General features: G+C 61.9%; 31 protein-coding genes. 7 read left to right on the top strand and 24 right to left on the bottom strand.

The window, feature by feature from the left end; genetic code table 11:
* The 11 genes from NO900_RS01290 to NO900_RS01240 form a co-directional block, all read right to left on the bottom strand.
* The gene (locus tag NO900_RS01290; protein WP_256407409.1) at window positions 1–228 is read right to left on the bottom strand and encodes a hypothetical protein; all 228 of its coding nucleotides are present in this window, start codon (window positions 226–228) and stop codon (window positions 1–3) included.
* Entirely contained in the window at window positions 225–575 is a 351-nt protein-coding gene (locus NO900_RS01285) for a hypothetical protein (protein WP_256407408.1), read from the bottom strand. The genes NO900_RS01290 and NO900_RS01285 overlap by 4 nt, the downstream gene beginning before the upstream one ends.
* 81 nt (window positions 576–656) lie before the next feature.
* The gene (locus NO900_RS01280) at window positions 657–1517 is read right to left on the bottom strand and encodes an eL24 family ribosomal protein (RefSeq protein WP_256407407.1); all 861 of its coding nucleotides are present in this window, start codon (window positions 1515–1517) and stop codon (window positions 657–659) included.
* 139 nt (window positions 1518–1656) lie between these two features.
* Window positions 1657–2484 (bottom strand): hypothetical protein, encoded by an 828-nt coding sequence (locus tag NO900_RS01275; RefSeq protein WP_256407406.1) that lies wholly within the window; start codon window positions 2482–2484, stop codon window positions 1657–1659.
* A complete protein-coding gene (locus NO900_RS01270) occupies window positions 2477–2614 on the bottom strand; it encodes a hypothetical protein (protein WP_256407405.1) in 138 nt (45 codons plus the stop codon). Before NO900_RS01270 ends, NO900_RS01275 begins: the two co-directional genes overlap by 8 nt.
* Window positions 2611–3546 (bottom strand): helix-hairpin-helix domain-containing protein, encoded by a 936-nt coding sequence (locus NO900_RS01265; RefSeq protein WP_256407404.1) that lies wholly within the window; start codon window positions 3544–3546, stop codon window positions 2611–2613. Before NO900_RS01265 ends, NO900_RS01270 begins: the two co-directional genes overlap by 4 nt.
* Window positions 3536–4009: a hypothetical protein gene (locus NO900_RS01260; RefSeq protein ID WP_256407403.1), complete on the bottom strand. Its 474-nt coding sequence runs from the start codon at window positions 4007–4009 to the stop codon at window positions 3536–3538. Before NO900_RS01260 ends, NO900_RS01265 begins: the two co-directional genes overlap by 11 nt.
* Complete coding sequence (locus NO900_RS01255) at window positions 3996–4316, bottom strand: DUF6378 domain-containing protein (RefSeq protein ID WP_256407402.1); 321 nt, start codon at window positions 4314–4316, stop codon at window positions 3996–3998. Before NO900_RS01255 ends, NO900_RS01260 begins: the two co-directional genes overlap by 14 nt.
* A complete protein-coding gene (locus tag NO900_RS01250) occupies window positions 4309–4449 on the bottom strand; it encodes a hypothetical protein (RefSeq protein WP_256407401.1) in 141 nt (46 codons plus the stop codon). Before NO900_RS01250 ends, NO900_RS01255 begins: the two co-directional genes overlap by 8 nt.
* Window positions 4442–4762 (bottom strand): HNH endonuclease, encoded by a 321-nt coding sequence (locus tag NO900_RS01245; RefSeq protein ID WP_256407400.1) that lies wholly within the window; start codon window positions 4760–4762, stop codon window positions 4442–4444. The genes NO900_RS01250 and NO900_RS01245 overlap by 8 nt, the downstream gene beginning before the upstream one ends.
* A 114-nt stretch (window positions 4763–4876) precedes the next feature.
* Window positions 4877–5059 (bottom strand): hypothetical protein, encoded by a 183-nt coding sequence (locus NO900_RS01240; RefSeq protein ID WP_256407399.1) that lies wholly within the window; start codon window positions 5057–5059, stop codon window positions 4877–4879.
* A gap of 213 nt (window positions 5060–5272) precedes the next feature.
* Between NO900_RS01240 and NO900_RS01235 the strand changes: the two genes are divergently transcribed.
* Window positions 5273–5581, top strand: coding sequence for a DUF2161 domain-containing phosphodiesterase (locus tag NO900_RS01235; protein ID WP_256407398.1), 309 nt, complete (start codon window positions 5273–5275; stop codon window positions 5579–5581).
* Between the two features lie 283 nt (window positions 5582–5864).
* Here NO900_RS01235 and NO900_RS01230 read toward each other — a convergent pair whose 3' ends face one another.
* From NO900_RS01230 to NO900_RS01215, 4 genes are read right to left on the bottom strand one after another with little or no spacing between them, the layout of a single operon-like run.
* The gene (locus NO900_RS01230) at window positions 5865–6116 is read right to left on the bottom strand and encodes a hypothetical protein (RefSeq protein WP_256407397.1); all 252 of its coding nucleotides are present in this window, start codon (window positions 6114–6116) and stop codon (window positions 5865–5867) included.
* A 24-nt stretch (window positions 6117–6140) separates the two neighbouring features.
* Window positions 6141–6320 (bottom strand): hypothetical protein, encoded by a 180-nt coding sequence (locus tag NO900_RS01225; protein ID WP_256407396.1) that lies wholly within the window; start codon window positions 6318–6320, stop codon window positions 6141–6143.
* Window positions 6317–6520 carry a hypothetical protein gene (locus NO900_RS01220; protein ID WP_256407395.1) on the bottom strand — a complete coding sequence of 68 codons (204 nt, stop codon included), beginning with the start codon at window positions 6518–6520 and terminating at the stop codon, window positions 6317–6319. The genes NO900_RS01225 and NO900_RS01220 overlap by 4 nt, the downstream gene beginning before the upstream one ends.
* Window positions 6520–6768, bottom strand: coding sequence for a hypothetical protein (locus NO900_RS01215; RefSeq protein ID WP_256407394.1), 249 nt, complete (start codon window positions 6766–6768; stop codon window positions 6520–6522). The genes NO900_RS01220 and NO900_RS01215 overlap by 1 nt, the downstream gene beginning before the upstream one ends.
* Window positions 6769–6889: 121 nt before the next feature.
* On the opposite strand from NO900_RS01215, the gene NO900_RS01210 reads away from it, so the two are divergent.
* Window positions 6890–7114, top strand: coding sequence for a hypothetical protein (locus NO900_RS01210; protein ID WP_256407393.1), 225 nt, complete (start codon window positions 6890–6892; stop codon window positions 7112–7114).
* The gene (locus NO900_RS01205; protein ID WP_256407392.1) at window positions 7115–7741 is read left to right on the top strand and encodes a type III secretion system chaperone family protein; all 627 of its coding nucleotides are present in this window, start codon (window positions 7115–7117) and stop codon (window positions 7739–7741) included.
* Window positions 7742–7757: 16 nt separating this feature from the next.
* On the opposite strand, the gene NO900_RS01200 is transcribed toward NO900_RS01205, so the two are convergent.
* The 8 genes from NO900_RS01200 to NO900_RS01165 form a co-directional block, all read right to left on the bottom strand.
* Window positions 7758–8816 carry a Cdc6/Cdc18 family protein gene (locus NO900_RS01200; RefSeq protein ID WP_256407391.1) on the bottom strand — a complete coding sequence of 353 codons (1059 nt, stop codon included), beginning with the start codon at window positions 8814–8816 and terminating at the stop codon, window positions 7758–7760.
* Window positions 8817–9138: 322 nt separating this feature from the next.
* Entirely contained in the window at window positions 9139–9384 is a 246-nt protein-coding gene (locus NO900_RS01195) for a hypothetical protein (protein ID WP_256407390.1), read from the bottom strand.
* Window positions 9385–9765 carry a hypothetical protein gene (locus NO900_RS01190; protein ID WP_256407389.1) on the bottom strand — a complete coding sequence of 127 codons (381 nt, stop codon included), beginning with the start codon at window positions 9763–9765 and terminating at the stop codon, window positions 9385–9387.
* On the bottom strand, window positions 9758–10321 hold the full coding sequence (locus NO900_RS01185; RefSeq protein WP_256407388.1) for a hypothetical protein: 564 nt from the start codon (window positions 10319–10321) through the stop codon (window positions 9758–9760). Before NO900_RS01185 ends, NO900_RS01190 begins: the two co-directional genes overlap by 8 nt.
* Complete coding sequence (locus tag NO900_RS01180; protein ID WP_256407387.1) at window positions 10318–10692, bottom strand: hypothetical protein; 375 nt, start codon at window positions 10690–10692, stop codon at window positions 10318–10320. Before NO900_RS01180 ends, NO900_RS01185 begins: the two co-directional genes overlap by 4 nt.
* On the bottom strand, window positions 10685–11077 hold the full coding sequence (locus NO900_RS01175) for a hypothetical protein (protein WP_256407386.1): 393 nt from the start codon (window positions 11075–11077) through the stop codon (window positions 10685–10687). Before NO900_RS01175 ends, NO900_RS01180 begins: the two co-directional genes overlap by 8 nt.
* Window positions 11070–11270, bottom strand: coding sequence for a hypothetical protein (locus NO900_RS01170; RefSeq protein WP_256407385.1), 201 nt, complete (start codon window positions 11268–11270; stop codon window positions 11070–11072). Before NO900_RS01170 ends, NO900_RS01175 begins: the two co-directional genes overlap by 8 nt.
* A complete protein-coding gene (locus NO900_RS01165; RefSeq protein WP_256407384.1) occupies window positions 11270–11641 on the bottom strand; it encodes a hypothetical protein in 372 nt (123 codons plus the stop codon). The genes NO900_RS01170 and NO900_RS01165 overlap by 1 nt, the downstream gene beginning before the upstream one ends.
* Window positions 11642–11834: 193 nt before the next feature.
* Here NO900_RS01165 and NO900_RS01160 point away from each other — a divergent pair, with 193 nt between their 5' ends.
* The 3 genes from NO900_RS01160 to NO900_RS01150 all read left to right on the top strand — a co-directional run bounded on the left by NO900_RS01160 (window position 11835) and on the right by NO900_RS01150 (window position 12915).
* The gene (locus NO900_RS01160) at window positions 11835–12254 is read left to right on the top strand and encodes a hypothetical protein (RefSeq protein ID WP_256407383.1); all 420 of its coding nucleotides are present in this window, start codon (window positions 11835–11837) and stop codon (window positions 12252–12254) included.
* Window positions 12247–12438, top strand: coding sequence for a hypothetical protein (locus tag NO900_RS01155; RefSeq protein ID WP_256407382.1), 192 nt, complete (start codon window positions 12247–12249; stop codon window positions 12436–12438). The genes NO900_RS01160 and NO900_RS01155 overlap by 8 nt, the downstream gene beginning before the upstream one ends.
* A 318-nt stretch (window positions 12439–12756) precedes the next feature.
* Window positions 12757–12915: a hypothetical protein gene (locus NO900_RS01150; protein ID WP_256407381.1), complete on the top strand. Its 159-nt coding sequence runs from the start codon at window positions 12757–12759 to the stop codon at window positions 12913–12915.
* 693 nt (window positions 12916–13608) lie between these two features.
* On the opposite strand, the gene NO900_RS01145 is transcribed toward NO900_RS01150, so the two are convergent.
* Window positions 13609–14172 carry a prolipoprotein diacylglyceryl transferase gene (locus NO900_RS01145; RefSeq protein ID WP_256407380.1) on the bottom strand — a complete coding sequence of 188 codons (564 nt, stop codon included), beginning with the start codon at window positions 14170–14172 and terminating at the stop codon, window positions 13609–13611.
* Window positions 14173–14624: 452 nt separating this feature from the next.
* On the opposite strand from NO900_RS01145, the gene NO900_RS01140 reads away from it, so the two are divergent.
* Complete coding sequence (locus tag NO900_RS01140; RefSeq protein ID WP_256407378.1) at window positions 14625–15176, top strand: hypothetical protein; 552 nt, start codon at window positions 14625–14627, stop codon at window positions 15174–15176.
* Window positions 15177–15425 lie beyond the last annotated feature (249 nt).

The following is a 15425-nucleotide window of genomic DNA, read 5'->3' as shown; positions in this document are numbered from 1 at the left end:
TCACTCGGCATCGTCGTCACCTCCGACATCCTCGTTGGCGGCCCCGCCATCATCGTCATCTCCGGCATCCTCGTCGTCACCTCCGACAGTGAGGATCGCCCGCGCGAGCCGGCCGCGTGGCGTGTCCTCACCAGCCCACTCCCGGTAGACGTCGCCGTGGCGATCGACGGCTGTCTCCGCTCGGGTCGCGTCTTTAGACGCCTGTTCGTCGTTTGATGTAGCACTCATCGGTTTACCTTCTCCAGATTCGCGGCATGGATTCCGGACCGGTAGTCGGTCCCGAACTGTGCGTCGACGGCGGCTGCGACGGCCACGCCGTGGATGTTGGAAATGCACTCTGGGGTGAGCCCGCACACCGTCGTCAACTCCTCGTTACGCCGACAGACGACGACATCGCTCACGCGGTCGTAGCGCAGCTCGTCGTTATGCGGGAGCGGCGCCTCCTCGGGCATCGCGAGCGGCTCGCCGTCCCGCCAGGCGGCTAACACCGAATCAGCAGGGTCGGACGCCCGGTCGTGGAACCGGTCGCGAGCGTGCCAGGTGGCGTGGATGCCGTTTTGGGTCTCGGCGCTCATCCCATCACCTCGACGAGGATGGTGACGCCGAGCGTCACGGCGAGGCCGACCGCCACCCACCGAGCGACCCAGCGATGCGGCTCAGTCATCAGCCTCACCTCGCCCCTGCTGATACCGCTTCCAGGAGTCGTCACCGTCAGGCGCCTCACTCGCCGGGCGGTCAGTCGCTCGGCGGGCGATCTCCTGCGCCTGATTAGCGTGAACCCCCATCTCGATCAGCCGGTCGCTCACCGCATCCCGCGTGAGCCGCTCGTCGCGATCTCGGTGGTGGTTGACCCGTTTGTGCGTCTGGCGCATATTGTGGTCCTCATAGACGTACAAGAGCCACAGCAGCGCCTCTAGGTCGTCTGGACGCGGCTTTGAGGTCCGAATCTCACCCTCACACGGGTGACAACACGCTCGCTGGTCGTCGTCTGGCCGGACTCGAAACGTTGTGCCACAGGGGCACGTCCGGACTTCCGTCGTGTTCGTTGCCTCACCGTAGCAGTTGGTCGAGCAGTACCGCCGCCCTTCAGCCTCCGAGGGTGCGAGCTCGAACTCCTTGCCACAGTGCTCGCAGGTGAGCGTGACGCGGCTTGAGCGCGCGCGACTCGAACACTCGACCGAGCAGTAGGTTCCAGTGCTGCCGGCGCCGGGCTCAAACTCCTCGCCGCAGTAGTCACACGTCTCCATCTCGACGACGCGCTCGTCGTGAACGCGGACGTGATGGATCCGCATCCCCTGCTGGGTGTCGAACGTCTCCTCACAGCCGTCCCACTCGCACGAGACTCCGTCTCCGTCTTGAACACGACCGCCGTCGGTGATCGGTTCTCCAAACTCTGCTAGAGAGCGTTGTGGCTCTCGCTCTCGCACGACGGCGAGGTCGCCACAGCTCCCGCACTCGTACCGGTGGCGGACGTGCCGATCGAGGTCTCCGCCAGCCGCTAGGGCAGTGTTGTCCATCGCCCGACCGCAACACTCCGGATTTTCGATCGGCGTGGTGTCATCGATGTAACGGACCTGAGCATCATCACGATGGAGAACGCATGGATCGGCCGCGCAGTGATGGACCGAACAGGTCCGGTCGACCCCCCCGGTTCGATTACTCGGCACGCGCCTCACCTCCGTTTGCAAACCTCGCGAAATCCGCTTGGTGATCTGCGAGACCAACGACCTCGAAAGCCGGTGCCGCGAGCGGGTCGGGGCCGAATGATCTGTAAACCTCTCCGTCGCGGGCGATGAGCTCGTTTTGTCCACGGGGCGGGAGCTGGTCACTCACCAGATCGAGGTCGACGCCACAGAAGCCGACCGACCACGTCGGGAGGCCGTGCGAGCGTGACTCAGTGACGCTGGTGACCTTCTGCTCTCGTTCCGGCGGGACAAGGATACGATCGCCGCGTTGGACGAGTTCGCTAACATCACCCGTCGTCCGTGGGAACTCCACCTCCCGAACGGATCCGTCGATTGAACGTAGTCGATTCTCCTCAACGGTGAGGCCGAGACTTGACTCGTCGACGGTTTGTGCGGTCTCCTCGTCAAGGAGTCGGACAATTGTGAACGACCGCTGACCGAAGTGATACTCGCCGCTCCGGCGTTCGTGGTCGTAATGTGATTCAACCGCCTCCTTCGCGAGTTCAGGGTTCGGGAAGAGGCCTTGCCATCGACCTTCTCGGATACAGTGGTTATCGTTGCACGTGACGAGGATGCCCTCGCGAACAGACCTGATGGTCTCGCGGTTAATCGGACGTCCGACTACTATATCATCACGATGAGCAATTTCATCGGCATCTTGACCGCCGTCTGTAATCAGGCATTGATTTCTGGTTGTCCAATTTATTTGTTTACGGACGAGTATATTATCACTGGGGAAACATTCCCTAGTTGTCAGAGGCTCACCCGCGTCCCGCTCATCCTTTCCGCTGTCAGACATCAATTCCACCCCACTTCTCGGCAGTTGACTCGATGTCCGCAGCGATCTCCCGGAGATCCTCAGCATCGAGTTCGGCAGCGTGCCGCTGGATGACCGTCCGCACCTCGTCGCGAGCGTCGGTCTCGCTCATGCTTCACCCCGCTTCTGGTACTGCTTCCAGGAGTCGTCGCCCTCGGGGCGGGCCTCCTGCTGTTCGAGCCGGCCCTGCAGCTGGGCGTACGTCGACGGCGAGACGCGGCCGACCGCGCCGACGGACTCGACACGCCAGCTCGGTGCATCGGGCTGTGCACTCCGCCGCTTCACCGGCGGGTCTTCGAGCCGGATCTCGTCGGCCGCAACAACGAGATCACACTCCGAGTAGTGCTCCTCGCCGTTCATCTTCTTCGAGATCCGGAGCCGCCGCGTCCGCCACGTGTCGCCGGTCGGCGTTTCCCACTCGGTCGGCTCTGCGGTGTCGATGACCGCCCACGGGTTCGCGTAGCCGTCCCGTTCGGTCATCGTCAGCGTCAGCTTCTCTCCGACGGTCGCTTCGAGTGCGACCTCGCGACTGTCGACCAGGGGTTCGAGCTCCGAGTCCTGGCTCGCATCAGCCCCCTCGCTGTGGACGTTCGGATTCCGACAGGCACGGCACTCCTCGACGGCTCTGTTCTCGACCCACGTCCAGTCGCGCTCACGAAGGGTGCCAGCTCCACGGACGACCGAACAGTCGGTCGTGTGGTACGTGCCGTTCGTCCCGGACTGACCGCTCGCCGTCAGTACCGCCTCCCCGCGCCGCACCGACAGCGGGATCGCGGCCTCGCTCACGACGCTCTCCGTCTCTGCGAAGTCGACGTCGCGAGGGAGCACACCGACGATGTCCTTAGCGGCCTCGCGAATCCGATGGGCACGCAGATCCGAAACGTACGGCACCTCGGTGAGCGCACCCTCCTCGGTGATGAGGATGTCCGCAACCGTCTCGATGCCGGCGTCCTCCAGTCGACTCGCGACGTTCGTCCCGACGCCGTTCGTGTGCTCGGCGAGCGTGACGACGTCCGTAGTCGCGTCGAGCTCGTCACGCGGCATTGATACTCACCTCCCGATCGAGGCGGCCAAGCGCCATCTCGACTGAGTTCGTGATCGCACTGGCGTGATGGAGATACCACGGACTCAGATCCATGATGTCCGTGTCATCACGAATCCAGATCGCGACGGGCATCTCACGCTCGAACGCGTACATGACCTCCATTGGTGTCCCGATGGACTGCGTGTCGACGTACCCGACAAGCACCGCGTCGCTTGCCAGCAGTTTCGCTTTGTCGTTGGTGACGATCTCGTCAGCGCCGACCGTCGTGTGATCGTCGGGATCGGACACGCCATCCACAACGGTCAGGTCCTCGACTGGAACGTTGTACTTCGCGAGCGGGTTCTGGAAGTCGTACTGCTCGCCGTAATCACGGCCGACACGCTCGCGCCACTCAGCGCCTCCATCATCGAGTGCCGCGACTGGCCCAGCGAGGTAGACGGTTGTCGACTTAGAGGTCGTCAACGTCACCCACCTCCGTGTCCGGGTCCTGAAGCGCACTGTATAGTCCGACGTCACTGTAGCCTGCGATGTCGACGAAGTGGTCAGCGATCAGCTCGCCAGCCTGCATCCGCGACTGCTTGACCTGCTGCATCATAATCGCGGCCTGCCACGGCGCAATATCCGACTCCAGTTGCTCGTCGAGGAACGCCGTCCACAGCGCCGCAATCTGACGGTGGTTCGTGTAGGCGTCGCCGTGGCTGTCTCGCTCTTCCGACACGACAAGCGCCGCGGCCCGACTCGCATCACCGATGTCGTACGACTCAGGCATCAGCCTCCACCTCCTCAGCTTCGCGGGCATCACCGAGCGCGCCCTGGTACTCCTCCGGGAGCGACGCGAACGGCAGGATCTCCGAGTTGATGAACGCCGCGTACGTGCCGGGGCGGTCGCCACCGTCACGCATGCTTACCACCTTGGTTGGAACTCTCGTTGTTGTGGTACGATGCGTGTTTACTGTGAGACATCAGACCGATATTTTCAGGCCGGTTATCCCATCGAACGCCGTTCTTATGATGAACATCAATGTCGCTCTGTACGGAATCAAAACCAAACTCAGCAACCGCGAGCAGTCGATGGACTAAAACCCAATCCTTTGTGGTGCCGCCTGCCTCCCCATCATGCCAGTATTCATAGCCGTTTTGGAGTGTCTGAAACTTGGCATAGGGCTTAACCTGATACGAACCGCGTGGCCGCCGATCTATGCCGTAATTCTCCATCCACCGTCTGATTGTGTCAATTGAGGCGCCACAATCGTCGGCTATCTCTCTCAATGTCTTTTCTTTTTCACAATATTCAGTTCGGAGATACGACTTATCCTTATATTTAGACATTTACGCCACCCCCGTGTCGATCTGGTCGACGGCGAGCATCGGGTAGGTGGCCGACACCCACGCGCCGGCGCTCGCGCTGGAGCTGATGACGTAGTCGCCGCCAAACTGATACTCACGCTGCTCTGTGCCGTCTCCGCTGTCGTTGGGGCTATCTTGAATAGGCCCCGTACGTGAGTTGCTCATGGGTCACTCGCAAATGCCTCGTGTAGAGGCGGTCTGTCTGTGACCTGGCCGTCGGCGCTCCAACGCCGGCGGGTTTTCACCGCGGAGGCCAGGTCAACCGATAGTTACCCCGCCCTATACTTAGTCTTTTCCCGCTACTAACTGGATACTACCAGCTATTGGCCGAATTATTAAGGGCGAGTGGATAGAAGTAGTAGGTACATCGGTGTTACTATGAGTACGACCGTCGCACGGGAGACTGAGATGCGAAAAGACGCGGATTGGATGCGGCAGCCGACTGATGACCGCATCCTGGAGGTCCTCCGCGAGGAGGGAAACATGACTCCGCGAGCAGTCTCTCGTGAAGGCGAGGTCGCTCGCGTCGACGCGACTCGGGACTACGCAGGAGGGCGGCTTCGAGAACTTTGCCGATATGGTCTCATCGAGCGCGTCGACCGAGGCCTCTACCGCCTCACCGACGACGGCCGTGCCTATCTCGACGAGGAGCTCGACGCCGCCGAGCTCGACCCGACTGATTCCTGACATCGCATTCTGGCTGTCGCTCGCGCCCGGCATAAGCGAGGGGTGCATTTCGGAGGGGGCGACCGAGTGTGTCATCGCGACCACACCCACACGCTGGCGCGCTTGGAATGTAAACCGGGGCCGTACTTCCGCCCCCCGAGCGATGTGATGGCCTCGACAACACGAGCCACCGATGCCACCGTAATAGTGTCCGATTGCTTGCCGCCAGAGTCGCGTTGCCGTCGTGCGTCTACCGCCGTGGCCGTGCACCGTCAGTTCCCGGCCCTCAACCAAGTCCGGTCTCTTACGTCATCTGGAACGCTGGTGCGGCCTCTGTGATGACGTGCCCGAGCCAGTCAGGTGGCGATCGTGTGGGGCTGTCAGTAAGTGTCCCGTCCTCGTCGAAGGTGAGCGACCAGACGTCGTCGGCGTGTGCGACCTCGATGAGCGTGGCGCCATCGGCGGTAGCGATCATGACCTCGGCTGTATCACTACCGGGGGTGTCGAAACCAAGGGACGCAATATCGACTGTTGTGTGATGTGGGGTGGAGGACACACCCTACTATGGGTGCGGCCGCTACTAAATTATGGCCATCCGTTCGGGATGCGACGCGAGACCCGAGCACTCACTTGTGACGCCCAGCTCACCTGTGTCGTGTTCCACCTCGACGACTGTCATCTCGTCACGCTCGTCGATCACGACCGCGACGGCAGCATCGGCGGCGTCGAAGCCGACCTCGATCCGGTCGAGTAGCCTCACACCAGCCGCACCTCACTCACCGCAATTTCCTCACCGGTCTTCCGGTCGATCAACACGCTGTAGCTCATCGATCTGGGCAGCCGCCCGTGCGGACACGTCCGACAGACGATCGTGTCCTCGAGGAGCTCCCAGTTGGTATGCCCCTTCGGACAGGCGTACCGCCACTTGTCGGCGCCATCACGGTCGATCGCGACCGCCATCAGGTCACCCGGAGCTCGGGCGCCGCCTTCTTCACCACGGGACCGAGCCAGCGCGGCGCCGCCCGGCCAGGGGAGCGCTGCAGTTCGCCGTACTCGTTAAACGTGAGCGTCCAGTCGCCTGTGTCGTGTTCGACGTCGACGACCGTCGTCTCGTCACGCTCGTCGATCGCGACCGCGACGGCGGCGTCGGCGGCGTCGAAGCCGAGCTCACTCAACTCGACCGTCGTTCGGGCAGCCTGTGAGGGCATACCTGCGGCGAGGAGTGGATAGACAGTAAAAGGGGGCCGTACTTCCGGGGTGATAAAGAACTAGACTAATAATTCGCCTGGGAGAGAAGTTATATATTGTTAGAATCTTGTACCATTACACATGCCACAGGAACGTGTCCGCACGACAGATGAGAGCATCTCGTCCAAAGCCAAGTCACACGACTTGGAAAACCGGCTTAAATTTAGTGATACCAACGCAGTAAAATCTGCGTTGATAGAGCGTGCTGAGTCGTCCGATGAGGACCTTGTCACATTAGAAGCGGACGATGACTATGAGTTTGCGAATAATTTGAGTAAGGAGTTCCAGGACGAACTGGACAAATAAATGTCGGACGAAGTCCCCGTTGTCGATATTTTAGCTGGTTTAGATGGGAAAGTAGAGAAGATCGGTGATGAAATAACACACGAGCGGACTACAGAGATCGACGGCGAGGAGAAGATCGTCGAGTATGCCGCTAGGCATGGCGACTGGGTATATTGGTTATCTGCTGGCTCGAATGGGCACCATGTCACTGTGACATTTGCTTTCAGTATTGTCAATAATGTAGCCACAGTGTTTAATGAACCAGATATAAAGAGCATCTTAGGTCTCGATGAGCAGAAAATCACCGAGGAGCATAAGAAGGAAGCTGCTCGGGAACTACTGTCACAGATGAGGCCAGAAAATCAGGAGAAGCTCTCGTATCATCTGATAAAACTACTATCTAGTCCAACGTCTGGATTCAGTATTGATACGATGAATACCGGGACACCTGAAGCGTTTCAAGTAACCAGGAAGATATTCCCTAATGACTCTGGTTTCTCTCAAACAGAGTTCAATCACTCTGTCCAGACAGTAGTTAGTAATGGAGTAAACGCGGTTCAGTTAGTTCAGCAAGCGTTTGATATTGAGGAGTTTGTAGAATCAGAGATGTCTCCAGATGAAGAACGGGATGTTCCGTACGTCTACTGAAATAGATACACAAGCACTAATTTGTAGCCATTTCAGTCACTAACTCAATACCGCTTGACAAATTTTTCTGCTTAGTTGAGTACAACCACCGGTGGTCGAGCCGCTCTCGCTCAACGAGGTCATAGGCACGAAGCTTGTCAAGTTTGTTCCGCCGGTCGCGACGACTGATCGGCGTCCGTTCTCGGTTCGCGTACACCTGCTCTTCAATCTCCTCGTACTGCTGGTGCAGCTCGCGCCCTGTGATCTCACCGGCGTCGCGAATCAACTCGTAGAGGACGCGATGATGGAACGGGAGTGACCGAAGATTCGCCTTCCGGATGCTGGCACGAGCGCGCTCGTAGGCGTCATCGACGTCGGCATCGTAGATGCGACCATGCTCGCGCTCGACCGCGATCTCCGCCGCTGCTCGCAGCGTCTGGATACCCTCGCGAGCGACGCCGGCGACATCGTCGGCGATTGTCTCCAGTTGGTCGCGTGTGACGGCGTTATCGACGAGCCCGACGCGCGCCCGGTCGCGAAGGATGTCGGCGAGCTCGTCGACACCGAACCGGTCAAGTTCGATCCGGCCGCCGTGGAGATACTGTCGGACGCCCGACTCAGCACGGGCGAGCCAGTCGTCTGGCTCGTGGCAGATCACAACGATCTCGACACCTGGAACTGACGTGAGCTGGCCGACCGCATCCGTCCCCGCGATGTCGTCGGCCTCGTCGAGCAGGAGGAAGAGCTCCTCACCAGCGAGCGTCTCCCGAAGCCGCGCTGGGAGCTCGTCGTTCGGAGCGTTGTCGGCAACAGTACCACCGGCGCCACGGATGGCCTCGCGGAAGAGCTCGCCGGTCGTCGTGCCGAGTGCCTGGATCCATACCCAACGCGTCCCGAACTCGCGAGCGAACTCCTGAAGGACAGTCCGCCCGAGCGCCGTCTTCCCGACGCCACTCGGACCAGCGAGCAGTGCGCCCTGATCGTGGTCTGAGCGCGCTCGGTGGAGGAGTCGGATCAGCTCCTGGACGTGAGCTTCGCGATGCCGGAGGTCAGGTGGCGGGGTCTCGTCGTCGAAGACCTCTGGACGACGTATCATACAGGTGACTGCTGATGTGGACAGGGGTAATAAACCGCCGCCTCGCTTCCGGGGGTGAGCAGACCCGTGCGAAAGGCCGCACCACGATGGTGCGACCAGCGTCAGCGTGCAAACCCCGCGTGTGCTTGTGTTGCCGGCCCTCCAAACCGGCATCGCGACCCAGGATCGGTGTGTGTTCGTTCGCCGGTATCCCTTAGTTAGGCGATCGATCCGATCCTGGTACCTTGGTATAGAATGTCATGCAATATAATCTATTCGCTGTTGTAAGGCCGACACCGAAGATGACGACACGAAAAGGGAGAGGCTGAAAAGTGAGGTGCGATTAGCGGACGTACTGCTCTTCGAAGTACCGACTTACCACATCCCGCTGTTCGCAGTCGCGGTCATGAGGGAGGTTGTCGATCGTCGTCTGGTGACCGTCCGGGCCGTCGATACGGACCTTCGCGCCGCACTCCTCACAGACGAGCCACTTCGGCTCAGTAATCGCGAGCCCGTCGACCGAGGGCGGCGTGCCGGACGCTTCAATCCGGAACTTGGTTTCAGGATCGGCGAACGAGCGCATCGCCATCTACGGCCCCTCCGTGACGCGCACCGCCGCGCGGTGTTCACCGTCGACGACGAGCTCGGTGAGCGGGTCGGCGCCACACGGCACCCACGTCCGGCCATCGTGGCGGTCAACACGACGCTCGACCTTCCAGGGCTCCCCAGCGACACGCTCGTACCGGACGCGCCGGCGCTCGCCGTGCTCGGTCTCGTAGATGACCGTCGGGAGGTCGTCGGGCGCGGTCGACGTCGAGGAGTCGCGCGCCTCCGCAGTGAGCCGGCGGCGGACGCGCTGGAGGGTCGCGCGGGCGACCTGCTGCTGGGGCGTGCTGGTCAGGTCATCGACGACCGACGCCTCGACGTCGTCGAGCAGGCTCGCGAGGTCGCCCGCCTCCTCGTCAGGCATCGTCGCCCTCCGTTGCGACGTCTTCGACGGCCTTCGCCACGTCGGCCGCCGCGTCGAGCTCATCCTTTGTCATTGGAACGGTGGCATCGTACACGTTGCCACGGTGCTGCTTGATCCCTTCGCGGATGATGGCCACGACGCCGCGCTCGTGGCCGTCGACGAGTTCACCGAGGTCTTCGCTATTGTCCTCTTCTTGCTCGGCGTCGCCGGCGCCGTAGAACGCAGCATTACAGTAGTCGATCTCGTCGCCGAACGCGACCTGCTCGCCCGGCTCGTACCCGGTGAGATCCGGCGCCCAGCCGAGCTCTTGACACCACGAGGCGATCGCGTACTGCGCGACGGCCATCTGGTCGCCGTCCCACGCGCCGTCGTAGCGCGTGCCCTCCAGGAGCAGCAGCACGAGGTAGTCGATCGGGTTGTCGGCGGCAAGCAGCTCGCCGTCGACGGCGAGCCGAAGGGAGCTCCGGTCGGCCGTCGACGCCGGGAGCTCGTCGTCCTCTTCGGCCTGGCGCAGCTGTTCGTTGACCGCCGAGGCGTGCCCGGGCTCGTCGCTCACGACTCGAACACCTCCGTCCGGCCGTCCGCCGTCGCGATGCGTGGCGCACCGCGCACGGCGGCGCCGATCCCGGTATCGAGTGCATCGCGGTTGACCCACCCAGGGATGGGGACGGCACCTCTTGCGTAATCAACCCGCCGCTGGTGCAAGCATCTCGTCCCGCGGTGGAGTGCATCCCGACAGCCGCACGTCTCAGCGACGGCGTCAACGACGTACGTCGTGTGCGGCCGGTAGACGCGGAACTCCTCATCGCGAAGGTCGCGGTCAACGTGGGTGTCGACGACCGTCATCGGCTTTGTCAGGGCGCGGGCGGCCCGCTCGTCGAACGTCCCGGGGCCGGCCGTCGCGTCGACACTGTCGGCTTTAGACATCGTCGACCTCCATGTCGCCCCACGCCTGCTCGACGGGTAGATGCATCAGCCGCGCGCTGGGGAAGTCGTAGGTCTTCCCCGGCTTGTGCGCGTTCTGTGGGTTGCCGTCGACGTACACGCACTCGTAGACGGCGTTGTCGACGTCGATCCCGGGCAGGTATGGATGCATCTTGTACGTCGCGAGGTCGTACCCTTCGGCCTCGTAGTGCGCTTCAAGATCGTCGTATGAGCGCTGCCTGACAAACACGGCCTGCCGAGTGATGACGTCGATCGCGACGCCGCCCTCGACAGGCTCGGTCTGGACGTCCTCCAGGGCATTCGCGACGCGCTGCTCGTACGGGAGCTCGGCGTCGTCGAAGTCGGCGTCGACCGCGCCCTCAGGCATCGGCCGACACCTCCGGGAGAACCTCGTCGTAGACGTCGCTGAGGAGCTCGTCACCGCACTCCTGACAGACGGAGTGCGAGAAGTTAGCCCGCTCATCATCGTGGAACGAGACCGTGATCGTGGTGAACGGATCATCGCCATCGTGACCGAACACGTAGGTGTCACCACAGACGCCGCACGTGCCTTCGGACATCAGGCACTCACCTCCGCGCCGCAGGCAACGCGCCGGACGGTCACATCCTCGCCACGCTCCAGGTCGGCGCCCTCGCAGGCGACGATGTCGTCGAGCTCCTCCAGCTGGATACCGCCGTCGTAGCGGTCAAGCTTGTGCGCGAGCACGCGGTCGACGGCGCCGTCCCAGTCGCCCTGGACGCGGACGACCGGCGTCTCGATCTCCGCGTTGATGCGCTCGTCGACGACCGTGCGCGTGCCGACGGCGACGACGTCGAGCTGGCGCTGCCGGCCGGCAAAGAGCACCTGGTCGCCCACGTCAAGGGCGCGCAGGTCGGTGATCGTCTCGGTGCTATCAGTACCGTTTTGCGGTTGGGTTTCGAATGCGGACATGCTCTCGTTTGTGGAGAGCACCGGTCGGGTGCTCCTACACCCGGCCACCCTGACTCGTTGCCAGCCGCGGCCATCCGGTGCTTCCTACTACCCAGTATGTGCTACTTGCACTTATAGATTGTGCATACTGCATAGTTAGTTTATGTATGCAGTATGCATAAGTGCTAAGTGACTGTGCGATAGACACATACTCATGGCTGTGGAACAGCAGCGTGTGATAGAAGCCGGTGATCTCACCGACGCAGATCGGGCGATACTCGATGAACTCCAGGAGGGTGCCCGAACGAAAAAGTATCTTATCGACCAGACCGGGCTCCACCGCAACACGGTCGGGAACCGTTTGGATGTGCTAGAAGCTGGTGACGTGGTCCAGTCGCTCCATGACACAACCGCGCTCTACGAGCTCGTCGACGACCCGCGCGACGACGTCGATCAAGGGAGCGTCCCGGAGGATGCGCCGGTCGAGTACGTAGTCGCACTGGAGACACACATCGAGGCAGCCAACGAGGCGCTCGATAACGACGACCCGGATACAGTCCGGCGCCACGTCCGTGCTGCCGGCGACGAGGTCGGCGAGATACGCCTGCTTGATGAGGTGGAGCGCGATGCCTGAGCCGATCGTCATCGACGAGCGCGAACTCCAGGAGCTCTACAGCGACCTCGCGGACGCGACCACAGCCGCCGCGACAGGCAACCCGAACGAGTGTGCGTCGAAGGCGGCCGACGCGAAAGAGCGCGTCCTTGAGCTCCACGAAAACGCACCGACACTGGAGGAGATCGACGCCGTCAACGACTGATCGGACAGCCGGCGAACTCGTGAGATGGGCCACAGCGACCAGGGCGGCAACGAAGCGTACGACGTCGCGGAGCTGAAACAGGCGCGGGACGCACTCCTGGATGCGTAACGAGTCTCATCACACCGGAGAGCCCCTTCAGCAGGGGGCTGGCACCCGGGGCCCCTCATGGCTGGCCGCGTGTGCGTGATGTGTCTCACCCTATCTCGTACAGTGGGTGCCAGCAAACGGCGGTACCACACCACGTGTCAAAACACTTTGCTTCGTGACAACAGGGAACGACCCTACACGCTCTTTGGTGCTCGTGACTGAGTTCGAGATATGGCCGACACGTTCAGCGTCGACTGCCCGGGCTGCGGGACGACGAAGGGGCCGATGACTGACCACGCCGGCACGATCGGCGTCCACTGCTCGTGTGGCGTTTCGTTCTCCGTCGACATCGAGGCGCGCGACATCGACGAGTGGCAGGAGCGGGATTAACAACGAGAACACGCGACAAAATGAGCGGGTGGTGAATTCTTTAGTACGGTCGCGCCCACCCGGTAGATAGCGGTCGTGTCAAAGCGCCCGCAAGTCGCCGACGAGCGGCGATCTGCGTGGATGAAATACCACGCAGGAGGTAAGGATATGTCTGATATTTCGCTTCTACCTGGGGTCACAGCTCCAGGATTTGCGGTTCTCGCAGGAGCATGGCTCGTTCACGGCGGCATCGTGGTGGTCGGCGCAGGGCTCGCCCTCGCTGGACTCGCTGCGTGGTCGTACGTGAACTGAAATGTAGCCACCAGCTGACCGCTGGTGGCACTATTCATGTTGGATTCAAAGGATGGATATGCCTGATTTCGCCCCCTCGCAGGAGCAGGCTTACTCGCCGTCACAGCGGCGAGGCATGGGCCAGGTCATGGGGCTTCGATAGCAGTTTTTCTCAGTGGCCCCGACTACTACTACTACTAGCGCGTTGAAAAGTTTTGCTAAAAACCCCGATATCAGCTCTCTCGTCCGCTCACCCGGCTCAAACCGCCGATCACTCGCGAACCACGACGCGACCTCGCGGACACGACCACGCTGGAGGAGATCGGCGCCGTCGACGACTGACCGAACTGCCGGGTAGGCCGGCTCTCGCAAAGCGGGCTACACGAGCGCCCTCAATAGTGATCCTGCGACCGCCCGGCAACGTTACTCGTCGGTCGTGTTCCCGTTGTCTTCCTGCTGGGTGGCGATCTGTTCTTGGATCCGCTGTTGCCGGATATACTGAACGTAGTACTCACTGGGCAGGACCGCGCTCACATCGCCGTCTTGAAGCCCCCTGACGAACGTCGCAGCAGGCGCGTTGACACGGAGAAGACCGTACTCCGGTCCCGCGTCCTCGACTGAGACGCCGTCGGCGTCCGCCGCGGTTTCCTCGTAGGCGCGTACCGCTTCCGCCGTCAATTCCGCTTGTGTACTCTGAAGCTCTTCTTGCGCCTCTTGTCGGGTGAGTTCCCCTTCCTCGATTTGCTCCTGAAGGTCCTCTTGAGCGGTTGTCAGTGCCTCTTGGTCCGGTTGGACCTGGATTGTCAGTGTCGCTTGCGTCGCTTCCGTCGGGTCTGGCGCTTCTGCCTCGGACTCGTCGTCATTCGCTGTCGTCTCGTTGCCGTCATCGGTTTGGGACGGCGACCCTCCAGAGCAGCCGGCGAGGGCCGCAGCGGTACTCGTCCCAGTTACGGCGAGGAAAGATCGGCGATTTGTCCCATCTGTCATTGCTCGTGTATCATCGTCTTTCTCCGAGGTATAGCTCTTCTGTACGTTCCCGGCCAGTGGCCCGTGCTGCGGAGGGTGCTGCCGCCAACGACGACTCCACGAGAGCGGCTGTCGATCTCGGTCGAGGCGCTACAGGTCGGCTCTACTGCTCGTGTGGCGCCTCTGCGAGCGTCGGCACCGAGGCGCGCGACGTCGACGAGTGGCAAGAACGGTAGCCACGCCCCAGGCGAGAATCAGAGGCCGCACGTCGACGAGACGAAAGCAACGCCACCCGCTTACCTCATACTCTCACACGGGCTCGCTCGCGGGCGCGTCATGCGTACGCGTAGATACAACACGACTGATCAAGTACGGCCGAACAGCGCCGTTCGCAGCGGAGACACGCCTGCGCACCGGGAAACGGGGTGTCTCCCGGCGATACCGTTATTAGTCAATCGGCGATATCATGCACAATGGCATATTCTCTCGTCACCGAAGCGGAGTTTTGTTGGGTCCTCGACTGGCTTGGGCCGGCAGGCACCAGTGAAATCGCTGCGCACCTCCCGATCTCACATAGTGGCACCCATGCGCGCTTGCGACGGTTTGATGGCGCGTACGTCGAGCACGAGGAACCCCCACAAGGCGATTTCACATGGTGGCTAACTGATGCTGGTCGCGCTGTGGTTGACGAGGCCGACCTCCCGCCGATCGAAGAGGTAGATCTTGAGGAATACTTTGCCGGGCGCCAGACCACCCTCAACCCGAACACGATCCTCTACGAGATCGCGATTTATCAGGACGAGTGGACGCCGACGAGTGTGCTGTACGATGCGCTCCCGTACGGGACATCGACGATTCGGCGCCGCCTGACGAACATGTACGACGACGGGATCGTCGAGCGCGACGACAGCCAGAAAACAAACCACTGGCGGCTGACCGAGGCCGGCCGCGAGCAACTCGCCGAGGCTGACGACACCACGCCACACGACGATACCAAGCGCATCTTCGAAGAACCTCCTGTTTGAACGGATCGGTTTGCGTCGCTCGTCACACTGTGTTGGGCCACCGGCGTGTCGCCGTCGCGGACAATTGGTGTTGGTGCCGGTGGTCGATCCGCCCCGGCGCCAGCCACACCGAGCACAGAACCGGATCGGGCCGGACCCAGATCCCCCACGCCGTCTGCTGTCGGATTCGTCCCCGACTGATGTCGTGGACTGCCTCCGTGGCCCGCTGTGATGGCTACCGACGCCACACCGGCGAGACGCCTGTGCACT

It is taken from the genome of Halorubrum rutilum (assembly GCF_024494565.1).
This window is presented reverse-complemented; position numbering and strand designations above follow the sequence as displayed.